Origin of the sequence: Nocardioides sp. (genome assembly GCF_035503875.1) — a bacterium.
In the GTDB taxonomy this organism is placed as follows: domain Bacteria; phylum Actinomycetota; class Actinomycetes; order Propionibacteriales; family Nocardioidaceae; genus Nocardioides.
Genome location: NZ_DATJTA010000059.1, coordinates 1 through 13,870 on the forward strand (window position 1 = coordinate 1; position 13,870 = coordinate 13,870).

The window sequence follows — 13,870 nt, forward strand, 5'->3', positions numbered from 1 at the left end:
TCGGTAAACACCCGGGGCCTCCCACAACTGTTGGATAGGCCGAGCAGGCCAGCCCTACTCGGTAACCCACGACCATTTGTGAGTGAGGCCCCGGCCTACAACCCTCAGAAGCCCTGAGCGGTCACCTCATACCGTCTAGCGGCGGCAGGCGTTGGAAGGTGATCTCACCGATGTCAGCGCCCGGGCGCGTTCTCGTCGACGGGCTGGATAGCCCGACGTGGTCAGCATGCGGAGCGCGCAGGGCCGGGCGGCTATGCAGGCACCGCGAAATGGACCGGTCCTGCTGAACCCCTCCCGAGTGTCGGTGGGGTCACGTAGCGTGCGTCGCGTCGGGGGTCAGGAAGCAGTGGAAGGACATCGTGAGCGTCGTTCAGCCATTGTCGGCGCAGTAGTCGGTAGCACGGTCCCCCTCGTCAACAAGAAGGAGGGGGCGCCTGTGGCGCAGAACAGCGGCGCGGAAACGCCCGAGCGTGTCGTCGGTACCGCTGACCCATCGCCCAGAACCAGCCCCAGCGATACGGCAGAGACCCCTGAGAGGCTTACGCTCTACCGGTACGTGAGCGCCGAAAACGCTGCCGAGTACCTGCAGTTGATGCGGCTGTTCACCGAGACCCTCCTCACCGACCTGTCCGCCGCCGAGGCGCACGAAGTACTGCTCCGCAACGCCCCTGGTACGGCGCTGACCATCGACGACATCGAGCACCGCTGCCGACAGCTCGTGACTTGGGGCAACCTCGTCCCGTCCGTCCGCGATGCCCGCGTCGCCACGGTCGGCGAGTGGCTTCGCTCCCGATCTCGGTATCAGGCATCCAAGCTCGGCGGTCGCGTTCACCGCCAGATCGACGACCTCCTCCGTGCCTCCGACGGCGCCCGCGAAGTCGCGCGTGAACTTCTCGGCGGCACCGTCCAGACCCTCGAACGCATCATCGCCCACCTCGACGGCACGCCAGTCGACGGTGATGCCCTCGCCGGCGACGTGACGACCGTGTTCAACAACCAGCGTCTCTTCGCCGAGTCCGCAACAGACTTCTACGCGTTCGTCCAGAGCCGCATCTCGCGCTACGACCTTGGCGGACCCGAGTACGCCGCGTTCAAGACGATGCTGCTGACCTACGTCGACCTCATCTCGGCCGACGTGGCCCGCCATGCGCCCGCAGTGGCTGCGCTCCTCGAGCAGATCGAGGAACGGCTCGATCTCCTGCTCGGCACCCTCGACTCGCTCCCGGGCCTCACCGGTACCGACGAGCAGACAGAACGCTCCCCAGGCCGGACCCGCGCAGACTGGGAAGAGTTGACCGCCTGGTACACCGGTCGGCGTGGCCGGTCTGGGCCGACGCAACTGCGTGCAGCCGCCGACCAGGCTCTGGGCCAGCTCATCGCGAACGCCAAGCGGATGCTCGCCGCAGCCGGCACCGGCGTCTCGCGTCGCGCGGACCTGCTGCGCCTCGCCGTCTGGTTCGACGAAGCAGACACGGCGACCGCACACCGCATCTTCGACGCGGCGTTCGGGGCGTACCCGGCCCGTCACCTTCTCGGCGGACCCGACGAGGACTCCGGGCGAGCCGGCGCCACGACGTCGTGGTGGGACAGTGACCCTGTCGACGTGCCGCTAGCGCTGCGAGAGCGGGGCGACCGCACCGCCCGTGGTCGTACGTCGCGGGTTCCCGACCCTGGCTTGGACCGCGAGCGGCTCCTCGCCGAGGCGCAGGCCGAAGCTGACCACAAGCGTGCTGCAGCAGCTGAGCTCGCTGCTGCCGGGGACCTTCGCGGCGCACACCTGTCGCCGGCGGCTCGCGAGCTGCTCCTCGACCGGCTCGCCGACGTCATCGCGATCGACCAGCTCCTCGAGGGACCGGCGACCTCGACGGACACCGACGCGAACCTCATCGTCACTGCCACCCCGGTCGCTGGCGCCTGCACCGTCGTCCACTGCTCCGACGGTGACCTCACCGTGCACGACCTTGCACTGCGTGCCGACCCGGCCGACACCGGCGCGAACACCGTTGTCGACGGACCCGACGGTGTCGGTAACCACGAGTGGACCGAGACCACGGCATGAGCACGCCTGAGGGCCGTTCGGCTCTGACGTCAACCACTAGCGAGCACGCCGCCGCCGAACGTCGGGCCGCCGCACGAGCACTGCTGGCCACACCCATCCTTGCGGCGGCAGGGCACGCTGAGGACTTGAAGCTGGTCCGTCGGCATAAGGTCGCGCTCCGGCAGACCTTCCAGACGCTCCTCGGGTACCCACTCGTCGTCGAACCGACGTTCGCTCGACTGGTCAAGGCAGTCCCGCCCGTCGACGTGCCCGCCCGCGGCGCGCGACGCGGGAACGGTGGCGAGTTCACCCCTCGCGCCTACACGTACCTGGCACTCGTGTGCGCCGGCCTGATGGCTCCTGGTGCGGGTGAGCAGGTCCTCCTGTCGGCCCTCGTCGAGCAGCTCCGGGCCGACGCGGCGACAGCCGGAATCACGATGGACGAGACCCTCCGAGAACGGCGAGCGCTGGTCGTTGCCATCGACCAGCTGATCGAGTGGGGTGTCCTGGTCGAGACCGATGGCAGCGTTGCGGGCTGGGGTGAGCGCCGCGAGGAGGCGCTCCTGACCGTCAACCAGTCCCTTCTGCCGCACGTTGTCGCACGCCCGCTCGCTGGGATGGACGGCCCGAAGGACATGTGGTCGGTTGACCCGGCCGAGCGTGAGCAGCCTCGGCCCGCGTTGCGTCGCCGTCTGACCGAGCACCCACTCGTTCGACGTGAGACGCTCACCGAGGCCGAGGCCGACGCGCTGTCGCGTGAACGGCGCGACGTCACGAGGGCCCTCGACGATGCGTTCGGCCTCGCGCTCGAAGTTCGGCTCGAGGGTGCTCTGGCCTACGACCCGGATGACGAGCTCACCGACGTCGAGTTCCCAGGGCAGGGCACAGTCCGCCAGGCCGCTCTTCTGCTGTTGGACGCACTGGTGGACACGTTGAACCCCACTGCCGGCACGACCGTGCTGGTCGACGGCGCCCCGGTCCCTGGTGTCCTCGCGTCGTGGGACGTGGTAGCCGAGAACGTCGAACTTCTCTGCGATCAGAACTCGAAGGCCTGGCGTGCTGAGGTAGCGGGCGACCTGGGCAGGCTGACCGACGAAGTGGCTCAGGTCCTGTGGGCGGTATCGCTCGCGACCCCCACCGATGATGGGCTTGTTCTCCATCCCGCCTGCAGCCGCTACCGGCCCGAACCTGTCCGCACAGCGACCCGGACGCGAGCCCAACGCCGACTCGCCGACGACGACTTGCCCATTGACGCCGCAGACGGACCCCTCTCCGCCGAAGCAGACACCGACGCAGATCGGCACAACCAGGAGCAGTCGTGACACTCGCGCAAACCCCCACCGAGGGCATCGAGACCGCGGACCAGACACCGCCAAAGCACCATCCGTACCGGTGGCGCATGAACCGCGCTGGGCTGGTTGACGTCTGGTACTACTACGACGCCGAGTTCGACCTCTCCGGCGGCCGGCTCGTCCTGCGCGGAACAAACGGATCCGGCAAGAGCCGCGCCCTCGAGCTCCTCCTGCCGTTCGTCCTCGACGCTGACCGCCGCAAGATGGACGCAACCGGGTCCGGCAAGGTCAGCCTCGTCGAGCTCATGAAGGCGGGCGCAGAGGACCGCACCACGAGGGCCGGCTACGTGTGGCTCGAACTAGCCCGCACCGTCGACCGCACCGACCCCGCAGATGCCGAGCTTCACGAGTCCGGAACGACGGAGCAGTACACCACCATCGGCGCACATATCCGGTTCTCCCGTTCGACCGGAGAAGCGAAGGTCCACTACTTCACGACCGACCTGCGTGTCGGGTATGACCTCAAGCTCCTGTCCCCGACACGGGAGACGCTTCCGCGAGACAAACTCGCCGACCTCATCGGCGCCGAGCGCATCACGCCGTCACCGGGAACCCACCGCGACCGAGTCCGCGCGACGGTCTTCACCCTCACCGGCGACTCAGGTGCTGAACGGTACGCCGGGCTGCTCCAACTGCTACACACGCTGCGTTCACCCGACGTCGGTAACCGCATCGAGGAAGGTCGCCTTCCCCAGATCTTGTCCGATGCGCTCCCGCCGTTGGATGAACGAGCCCTCAACGCGGCCGGCGAGCAGCTCGACGGACTGTCCGAAACCCGCTTCGCACAGGCCCGGCTCGAAGCCGCCCTGGGTCACGTGAACACGTTCTTCGGCACCTACCGTCGCTACGCGGCGACCGCGGTCGCCGAGAGCGCCGACAACACCACGAAGGCTGCGTCGGCCGCCGAGGCAGCGGTCAAGGACGCCAAGGACCGCGCACGAGTTCACGCCGACCTCGACAAGGCACGTGGCGAGAACAAGGCACGCATGGGCGAAGTCGACGAGTCCCTCGCCGACCTCAGCGGGACCATCGCCGGCATCAAGCAGTCCTCCGCGTATGCCGACGCCCGCGACCTCGACGAGCGTGAGAAGAAGGTCGAGGCTCTCGGCGCAGCCGCCGACGCTGCGCTTGGCACCGCAGAACGCACACGCGGCGCCGAGGATCGTGAGGTCCGCGCCGCCGACGAGGCAGCCGCCAAGGTTGTCAGCACGAGTGGGCGTGCCGCAGCAGCCGTCGAGAAGGCCCGCGCGAAGATCGAGGCCGCTGGCGTCGCTGGTGCGCTACCGGCGAGCGTCGCCGCTACGACCGCTCCAGCGGGTGCCCTTACTGAGCCGGTTCGCCTCACCCGGGACGGAGACCCCACCCCGTTGGACCGCCCTGTTCCGGTCCAGCTGTCCGTCACCCCAGACGACCTCGGCGGTGCGGTCGAGCAGGTGCGTCTGGTGCAGGTGAGCGCATCCGAGCGTGGCCGCCAGGCTGGCGGGCGTCTGGGCAAGGCGAAGGAGCTCGACGTGCAGCGCGGGAACGTCGATAGCGCGGAGCGACGGGCTGAGGAAGCCGACCAGCGGGCACGGGAGGCCGAAGACGTCGAGCTTGAGTGTCAGGTCGAGCTCATGACGGCCGCCGACACGTACGCCTCCAGGTGGCGCGACTGGGTGTCGTCCGACGCGACGGTCGCTGCGTTCGGCGCCGAGCCCGACCTGACCGGCACGGGCATCGATGCGGTGCTTGCCGAAGCCCCTGTTGTCATCGGCGATCTCAGCGAAGATGACCTGACCGAGCTGGACCACGTCGCAGGGTCGCTCGCCGAGCCCGTGCGCGAACGACACACGCGCACCCTCGCTGAACTCGACGCCGCTGAGCAGGTCGACAACGCGCTCCGCGACAGCCTGGAGGCCGAGCGTACCCAGCTGGAGTCCGCGGTCGACCCGAGCCCGACCATGCCGACCTGGGTCCGGTCAAGCGTCGTCGACTCCGTCCCGCTGTGGCGAGCCATCGACTTCGGCGAAGACCTCGCCGCGACTGACCGCGCTGGCCTCGAAGGTGCGCTCCTGGCGTCTGGACTCCTCCTTGCCGACCTCCACCGTGACGGGACCCTGCGCGCCGAGGACGGACAGCTGCTCCTCACCCCGACCGGTCCGCTAGACGAGACCCCTGTGACCGACAGGCTGGTCGCCGACCCGGCAAGCCCGATGCCTGTCGAGGTTGTGGAAGCGGTCCTTGCGCGCATCGGGTTCGGCGACCGCCGCGGAGGCGCTGCCACGACTCCCGCCGGGGTGTGGGTGGCCCCAGACGGGTCGTGGGGCTCAGGTCCGCTGACCGGTCGACACATGCCGGCCGTGGCCAGCCACATTGGTGCTACCGCCCGCGCAGAAGCGCGGCGGGTGCGACTGGCAGCCATCGAGGTCGAGCTCGCCGAACTCAAGGACGCTTCCGAAGTCCGTGCCACTGCCCGGGCCGAGGCGCGTGCTGCCCGAGACCGGCTCGGCGCCGTGACACGCAACGCTCCGCGAACGCAGGCAGTCTCCTCAGCAAGGGTCCGCGCCGCCGACGCGACTGGCCGAGCCGCGAAGGAACGGTCGCGAGCCTACGAAGTTGCGAAGGAAGCAACTGAGCTGCGCACGACCTGGTTCCGTGACGTCAGTGAACACCGCGCGATCTGCTCCGAGTTCAGCCTTCCGCACAGCGCCGACGACCTCCAAGTCGTCCGCCAAGCAACCGGCGAAGCGGAAACGACATGTCGAGACCTCAGCAACCTGCTCGACCAGCTCATCACCGCGGTCGCCGACCATGCCGACGCCGTCATAAAGGCCAGCGACCGCACCGGCGAACGGGTCGAGGACGAGTCGCGCGCCGGGAAGGAGTGGACGACCTGGCACCGTGAGGCATCCGAGCTCGAGTCGGTCCGTTCCAGCATCGGGCAGGAGGCGGCGGCAGCGAAGGCTGAACTGCGCGAGTGCGAAACCAGCCGTAAGACCCTGGAGGACGAGCTGGACAGGGCACGGACACTGGACTCACGCCTTGGTGTGGAGGTCGGCACCGCCGAAGCTGAGGCTCGGGCCGCGGCCGAACGAGTCACAACAAACCACGGGGACCTTGTTGCCGCCTTCGACGAGTTCCGCCGACGGCTGGCCATGCCAGGCATCGCAGCCGCAGCATTCGCCGAGCCGCCGGAGACTATCGAGCTCGCCGAGGTCACCCCGGCGGCCGTGCGTAAGGCGGTGACCCGCACGGCCGCCGGCCTGCGCCGCCACAGCCAGGGCGCCGATGAGAACACGCTGCTCGGTCCGCAGCGCACCCTGGAGCGGGACCTGTCGGGCTCCTACGACGTCATCACCGAGATCCGGGACGGTGTCCGCCTCGTCGAACTGTCGGACGCGACCGGCCGCCGCAGCCTCGCCGAGGCTGCCGCCGAGCTCGCCCGGACGGTCGATGAGGGCCGGAACGCGCTCAGTGAGCGTGAGCGGAGCGTCTTCACCGAGTTCGTCCTCGGTGGCGTCGCCGAAGAGCTGCGCCGTCGACTGGACCAGGCCGACGAGCTCATCGCCGCGATGAACGCCTCGCTGGCAACCATTCGCACCTCGCACGGCATCGGTGTCAAGCTGCGGTGGAGGGTGTCGGAGAGTTCCGACCCGACCGTCGTGCGCATCAAGGAACTTGTGTCCACCGCCGGTGCGGTGAGGTCTGCCGACCAGACGGTCGAACTGACCGAGCTTCTCAAGGATCGAGTCAACGACGCGTTCGAGCTCGACGAGTCCGCGGGCTACGCAACACACCTGAGTGACGCACTGGACTATCGGTCCTGGCACACAGTCGAGGTAATCATTCTCGGTCCGAAGCCGGGCCAGGAGCGACGCATTAGCCGCAAGGCGCGACTCTCACAGGGCGAGACGCGATTCGTGTCGTACGTGGCCTTGTTCGCTGCCATCGACGCGTATCTGTCCGGACTGCCCGACACCGGCCGCGCGCTGCGGCTGCTGCTACTGGACGACGCGTTCGCCAAGGTCGACAACCGCACCATCGGTGAGCTCATGGGACTGCTGGTACGGCTAGACGTCGACTTCGCGATGACCGGGCACGCCTTATGGGGCGACTACCCGCAGGTGCCGGCGCTGGACTGTTACGAAGTCCGCCGAGTCGAAGGCTCGGCCGCTGTGACGACCCACGTCCGTTGGGACGGACACACCCGACACCTCCGGGCAGCGCCTCGATGACCGAACCTGTCCTCCCGCCGGCGACGCGCGACTACCTGCTCCACCCTGACCTGGCACCTCTGTGGGATGCCGTTCGCGGCAGGCTCGAACGAAACGGCATCCAGGTCACTGGCATCGTGACTGTTCTTTTAGAAGAGCAAGGCGCAGACCGGCTCAGTGGGCTCCTCGGCCGACGGGCCACGAGCCCCGCTCGGGTGCGGCTCACAGACGTGGACGCGGCGCTGAGACGGTCCGCCGCGGCGACGGGCCTGGTCACGGTCATCGAGGCGCTCCATGGTCCGCTCGTGGACCGCAGGGCCGCCCGTGCGGCTCGGACGGAGGCGCGGACGAGCAGAGGCGCGCTGCTGGACGCCGCTCTCGCCGACGCAGGAATCGGTGACCAGGAGTGGGTGCCGAGGTTCGTAGAACGAGCCCGGCTCGCCGGCATCCTCACCAAGGCCGGAGACGGCGCCGCCACTGCTGTCGGGCATGCCGGCGCCGTCCTGTCCGAGCTCGCTGCAACCGGCGCGCTGGACCCAACCAGGACCCCCCAACGGACATCCGGATGGGGCCTGGCCGAACTGGCGACCCGGTGCACCGGCGACGCACACGGTCTCGACTCAGGACGAGTCGCAGCGGCCCTTGTACTGCGCGCTGCGGCCGCCGCGCACGATCTCCGTCCGCCTGAGTCGGCGGCCGAGGTGCGGAATCTGTGGACGCTCCTCGGCGTGGTGCCTGATGAGCTTTCCGGAACGGTGCTGGTCTGGTCGCTACGGCCACCGGACGACGACCCCTGGTCGGTGATGATGCGGACTCGAGCCGACCTCGGGTTGGTCACTCATCTGACGTTGCACGAGTTGCACGGCGCTGCGGCGACCGCTGCCTGGTCAGCCGCCGGGACGACAGTGTCGGTCTGCGAGAACCCGCAGGTCCTCCAAGCGGCCGCAAGGGCAGGGAAGGCCGGAGTCTTGATGTGCACGTCGGGCAACCCCGCAAGCGTCGGGTGGGTGCTCATTCGTGGCCTGGTCAAGCAAGGTGCAATAGTCCGCTACCACGGAGACTTCGACTGGCCCGGCGTCGCGATCGCCGGCCGCATCCTGGCCTCGGGGGTTCAGCCGTGGCGGATGAGCGCCGGCGACTACGAGGACGCTGTCGCGTCGGCCAGGTCGACCGAAACACTTCCGCTCGCTGGTAGCCCGGTCCCGACCCCTTGGGACCGGCAACTGGCGGCGAAGATGTCGCGTCTCGGAGTTGCGGTACACGAGGAAGCCCTCCTCGGCGTGTTGCTCGCCGACCTCTAACGGTGGACCCCTAGCTGACGTTCGTGACGTTGACAGACCGTGTCAGGGGCCCCGGACCGTCCCAAGAACCTGGACGTCGTCCAGGACGAAGCCACTAGGAGGCGTCGTGCCACGACTCGCGTCGAAGAGCGCTGTAGTCGGGCGCTGGGAAGGATGACGCCGAAAGCCCGCGGGTGCGGACGTCGTCACGGTGGCCGTCCGCACTCGTCCCACAGTTCGTCGGACGTGCGTCGGTGGCTCGTTGCAGACTGCTCTTCTCAGCCGCGACGTCCAAGGGGGATGCGATGCCGGGTCATCACGCTCATGCCCATCACTACGCGCAGATTCAGGTGTCGGGCGACCGGCATCCGCGCAAGCGCGATCACACGCGGCGGGGCACGGTGACGCGATGACCACGCCCGCGGTCGTTGCTGAGTTGACCGCGCGGCGGCGGCCCCGAGGCGGTGCCGAGGGAGAAACATCGGAGGACCCTCACGGCCCGCCGGCGGACGGCGACGCACCGGGAAGCCGACGCGCGCGAAGGCGTGGCGAGTACCGATCATTCCTCACCTTCGACAACTCCCCGGACGCCCTGGACCTCGTCCTCGAACAGACGAATCGGTGGTTGCGCGAGAAGAATTTCGACGTATCACTCGACGAGTCACGTATCCACGCCGCGGGCGGCCGAATCTTGACCGTCGTTCATCGACGCTCCTCCCACTGTCACGACCTGCGGCTCCTGCTGACGGAACCCAACACGAACACGGGTACCTGGGAAACCGAAGTCACGATGCACATGCCCGAGCGTGATGCCGGCTGGTTGGCCATTCACGTCTCGAACGACCAGGGCATCGTTGCGGCCCCGCCACGCCTTGTCCGCCGCATTCTCGACGTGGTCGATGCCTACGACGGTCCCCTGCATCTGTACAGCGAAGCAACGACCACTCCCACTCCTGACGTCGACGACCTCCTTGAGGCCATCTGCGGAGCCGAGCGCCACGGACTCATGTTCGTCGTTGGGACCGCTGATGTGGTTCCGGCAGGAGGTCCCACCTTCGCCGAGTTCCAGAAGCGCGCAGCGGTCTGGTCGCGCGACGTCGTCGGGCTCGGCCAGGTTGTGGTCCTCGATCCGCTCGCCACCGCCGCCTTCAACGAAGGCATCGGCGCAACGCACGGCGTCGACCCGTGGACCATCCGCACCTACGCGCCCGAACCCGACCCCGCGTGGGGCGCCGACGCGCGCCGGCACCGAATCTTCTCCGCTGCGCGGCTGCGTGCGACCCACGATCGAGAAATCGGGCGCATCCTCGGCTTCTCAGCCCGTGCGCACGCCGCCGACCGTCGGCTGCCGACTTCGGTCGCTAGCGCCGACCGAGACCTCAGACGCGCCACCGACCGTCTCATTCTCGACGGCATCTTCGCGATGCCCGAGCGTGACGATCTGCGGACTCCCACCTCGACCGTCGCTACCGCGATGCCCGACATCGAAACCCAGGTTCCCGACAGGGTCACCAACCCGCCCGAGGCCGCGTCAGTCGTCGAGACCGTCGACACGGTCGGGACTGAGGATCCCGCACTCGTCGAGGAAGATGCTGCCTCGTCCTCCGTCCTCGAGGAAGCTCTTACACGTGTTGACGTCGACAGCCTTTCGGCGCGAGTTCTCGAGCTCGAGGAGCAGTTGGACCTCGTCCGCTCAGCCCTGCAGCTCGAGGAAGTGACTACCGAGACGCTCGCCGCCAGTCGCAGTCGGCTCGACGAGGCCGCCGCGAACGCGACCATCAAGGCCGCGTATGCCACCGAAATGGCCGAGCTCGCGCGCGCTCGTCTTGAGCAGCAACAGGAGAAGGTCGAGCAGCTCGAGGACGACGTCCTGTTCCATAGGGAGTACGCCTTCCTCGCCGACGAGCAACGCGACGAAGCCGAGATCCGTGCCCGTCGCGCCGCTGAAGAAGCGCAGTACCTCCGCAAGCAATTGGCCGCTGCCCATCAGTACGACGTGGCCTACGGGGCCGTGCCCGAAGAGGCGTTCGGCACGTATCCGGAGTCGTTCGAAGATCTTCTCGGACGCATGAACGATGAACTCGAAGCACGCGGCGTTATCTTTACTGGCGACGGTGACGTGGTCAGCGGATTGGACGCTCAAGACAGCACAGGGCGCCTTGTCCGCTCCACTTGGGAGTGCCTCACGGCACTCGCCGGATACGTCCAAGCGAAGAAGGACGGTGCCTGCACCTTGGGCCTGCACGGCTACCTGACTGATGCTCCGGCCGGCTACTCGGTCGTCTCGCGGAACAAGTTCGCTTCGAAGGAGTCGACTTCGACGATGAACAAGTTCGGGGAGGAACGCCGTTTCGACGTCCCCCCTGCCGTGTGCCCCGACGGGACCGTCTTGATGGAGGCGCACTTCAAACTCGGGACGCTCGGAATCGTGTCGCCGCGGATGCACCTACACGACGACACGTCCGGCACCGGCAACGTGTACGTCGGCTACATCGGGCCGCACCTGACGACCGAGCAGACGAACTGACCGTTGCCGCGGTCAGTCGTCGGTTGGACCCACGTGGGGACTGGCACCTGCTGACTGGCTCATGTTGATGTCGACGTTTCCAGCGCTGGTCGTGTACACATCCAGCGCGATCCGATGGCCGATCCGGCCCCTTCGCCGAGCCTTGCGATCCGGGTGAGCGAGAATCTGCGTTGGCACGCAGAATGTCCGGGTGACCGTTGGACGGACATTGGATGACCGTTCACAGCTGATCGAGGTCATCGCCTAACGCATGCCTGAAGGGACCGGGATCCGAAGGATCCCGGTCCCTTCGTGCGTCTCGGCCACCTTCACCGCCAGGGATCGGTGATCTCGCGGAGCACCTCGAGCGACTGCTGGAGCTCGGCCAGGCGAGCACGCCCGAGATGGGCCTCCCACTCGGCCTCGATGAGGCGCTGCTCGGTCAGGGCGACGGCGATCGCCTCCCGGCCCCGGTCGCTGATCCGGATCAGGCGGGCGCGACCGTCGCGGGGGTCGGAGGAGCGGGTGACGTAGCCGCCACGCTCCAGCTCGTCGACCAGGAACGCCGCCGCCTGCTTGCTCATCTGCGCGGCCGCCGCCAGGTCCGTGAGGCGCGAGCCGTCCGGGTCCAGCCGCTGGAAGACCCGTGCCTGGGCGAGGGTGACGGGGTAGCCACCGGCGTTCACGGCGGCCAGGATCCGCTGTTCCATGTGCCGGTAGGGAATCAGGAGCAGGACGCCGATGCTGATCGGCGTGCCCGCGGGCTCGTCGGTCACGGGGACCCCCTTGTCAGGCGCGGGAGTGCGCGCGAAGATAGTCAGAGACTTTTACTACCTTGGAGTCTCTCGTGGACGAGAACATCTGGGAACGGATCCGCGAAGAACGCCTGTCCCTGGCGCGCATGCTCGCCCCGCTGACCGCCGAGCAGTGGGCGACGCCCTCGCTGTGTGCGGAGTGGACGGTGCGTGACGTGGTCGCGCACCTCGCCATGACCCCGGCGGGGGAGCCCCGGCCGTGGCCGATGGCCGTCGCGCTGGTGCGGGCGCGCGGCCACCTGTGGTGCGCCGGCCGCGACGTCGCGCGCGACTATGCGCGCCGCCCCACCGCGGAGCTGGTGGCGTCACTGGAGCGGTCCGCGGACTCGCGACGGAAGCCGCTCTTCGTCAACGACGCCAACATCCTTCTCGACCTCGTGGTGCACGGCCAGGACGTCGCGGTGCCCCTCGGGGTCGACCGGCCCGTGCCTGCCGCGGCCGCGGCCTTCACCCTCGAGCGGATCTGGTCGATGGGCTGGCCCTTCCATGCGCGACGGCGCCTCGCCGGGGTGCGTTTCCGAGCCGCTCCGGAGACGCCGGCAGGCTGGGCGGCGGGGGAGGGGCCCGAGGTCCGAGGCACGCCCGCCGCGCTCGCTCTGCTGATGACCGGACGCACCGCCGCGGCCCTCCCGATGCTGCACGGCCCCGGGGTCGCCCGGCTCGCCGACCGCCTCGACGTACGCCGCGAGCCGCGCGCGGGGTGACCATCGTCACCCCGTGCGGGCTTTTGGTGCTCGCCGTTTCCTGTGCGACGGTGGAAAGGATCCGGTCGTGGCCCTCGCCCGATCGGCGCACATACGAAGAGCCTGGACCGCGCCGAGGCCCGTCACGTCGCCAGGTGGTCATCGACATCAGGAAGCAGAGACGGGCACGGGGGACCCAGCAGTACGCCCGTCAGGGCTAGGGGTGAAGCCGAGCAGAGCTCGGCCGGGCACGGCGTCCGAATCCGACAGGTCATCCTTCGCAGGCGATCGCCGAGGAAACACCGTTGAACCACGCCTCTCCCGGCGCGCCGCTGCGCGCCCGCATCACGCGCGGAGCCGCCACCGGCGTGCTCGCTCTCGGTCTCGCTCTCGGGATCAGCCCCCTCGCCCCGACCGCCACGGCCGACGCCGCTGTCGGCAAGCGCCACGAGGGCCGGCAGGTCGAGCAGATGAACGCCAAGCCCCTCCCGTCGCGTGGCGAGCGGGTCATGCGCACCGTGCGTGCGCAGGCCGGCGACCCGTACGCCTGGGGTGGCACCGGCCCGAACCGCTTCGACTGCTCGGGCCTGACCAAGTACGTCTACCAGAAGGCCACGGGCAAGAGCCTGCCGCGCACCAGCGGCGCCCAGGCCGGCGCCACCAAGCGGATCAGCCGGGGCGCGGCCAAGCCCGGTGACCTGGTCTTCTTCACCGGCGGCGGTGGCGTCTACCACGTCGCCATCTACGCCGGCGGCAATCAGGTCTGGCACGCCCCCGGCTCGGGCAAGAGCGTCAGCAAGGCCAAGATCTGGACCGGCTCGGTCTTCTTCGGCCGGGTCCGCTGACCCAGGCCCGCCCTCCGGCCGCAATTGCGGCCTCCGGACGTGGAAACGTCGGCTGAGCCTGCCGTACGGCTGCAATTGCGGCCGGCCGTACGGCAGGGCGGGCGCCGCGTGCACGGACCACCCGGATGGGTGAATCCTCAACGTTTCCTCAAGGCTTC

The 13,870-nt window shown here is 68.7% G+C and carries 8 protein-coding genes; 7 read left to right on the plus strand and 1 reads right to left on the minus strand.

The features are described from left to right. The first annotated feature begins 436 nt into the window (after positions 1-436). The 5 genes from VMF51_RS14230 to VMF51_RS14250 all read left to right on the plus strand — a co-directional run bounded on the left by VMF51_RS14230 (position 437) and on the right by VMF51_RS14250 (position 11,390). Positions 437-2,059: a DUF2397 domain-containing protein gene (locus tag VMF51_RS14230; protein ID WP_325475102.1), complete on the plus strand. Its 1,623-nt coding sequence runs from the start codon at positions 437-439 to the stop codon at positions 2,057-2,059. After that, on the plus strand, positions 2,056-3,360 hold the full coding sequence (locus tag VMF51_RS14235; protein ID WP_325475103.1) for a TIGR02678 family protein: 1,305 nt from the start codon (positions 2,056-2,058) through the stop codon (positions 3,358-3,360). The genes VMF51_RS14230 and VMF51_RS14235 overlap by 4 nt, the downstream gene beginning before the upstream one ends. Beyond that, positions 3,357-7,604, plus strand: a complete 4,248-nt coding sequence (locus tag VMF51_RS14240; RefSeq protein WP_325475104.1) for a TIGR02680 family protein — start codon at positions 3,357-3,359, stop codon at positions 7,602-7,604. Before VMF51_RS14235 ends, VMF51_RS14240 begins: the two co-directional genes overlap by 4 nt. Then, entirely contained in the window at positions 7,601-8,884 is a 1,284-nt protein-coding gene (locus VMF51_RS14245; RefSeq protein ID WP_325475105.1) for a TIGR02679 family protein, read from the plus strand. The genes VMF51_RS14240 and VMF51_RS14245 overlap by 4 nt, the downstream gene beginning before the upstream one ends. Before the next feature lie 388 nt (positions 8,885-9,272). After that, a complete protein-coding gene (locus tag VMF51_RS14250; RefSeq protein WP_325475106.1) occupies positions 9,273-11,390 on the plus strand; it encodes a hypothetical protein in 2,118 nt (705 codons plus the stop codon). 308 nt (positions 11,391-11,698) lie between these two features. Here VMF51_RS14250 and VMF51_RS14255 read toward each other — a convergent pair whose 3' ends face one another. Continuing rightward, positions 11,699-12,145, minus strand: a complete 447-nt coding sequence (locus tag VMF51_RS14255) for a MarR family winged helix-turn-helix transcriptional regulator (RefSeq protein WP_325475107.1) — start codon at positions 12,143-12,145, stop codon at positions 11,699-11,701. Between the two features lie 71 nt (positions 12,146-12,216). On the opposite strand from VMF51_RS14255, the gene VMF51_RS14260 reads away from it, so the two are divergent. After that, on the plus strand, positions 12,217-12,888 hold the full coding sequence (locus VMF51_RS14260) for a maleylpyruvate isomerase family mycothiol-dependent enzyme (protein WP_325475108.1): 672 nt from the start codon (positions 12,217-12,219) through the stop codon (positions 12,886-12,888). Positions 12,889-13,172: 284 nt separating this feature from the next. Continuing rightward, entirely contained in the window at positions 13,173-13,712 is a 540-nt protein-coding gene (locus VMF51_RS14265) for a C40 family peptidase (protein ID WP_325475109.1), read from the plus strand. The last annotated feature ends 158 nt before the right edge of the window (positions 13,713-13,870 follow it).

Coding starts and splice junctions, on each gene's coding strand:
- VMF51_RS14235 (WP_325475103.1), top strand. CDS start 2,056: ATGAGCACGCCTGAGGGCCGTTCGGCTCTGACGTCAACCACTAGCGAG.
- VMF51_RS14245 (WP_325475105.1), top strand. CDS start 7,601: ATGACCGAACCTGTCCTCCCGCCGGCGACGCGCGACTACCTGCTCCAC.
- VMF51_RS14250 (WP_325475106.1), top strand. CDS start 9,273: ATGACCACGCCCGCGGTCGTTGCTGAGTTGACCGCGCGGCGGCGGCCC.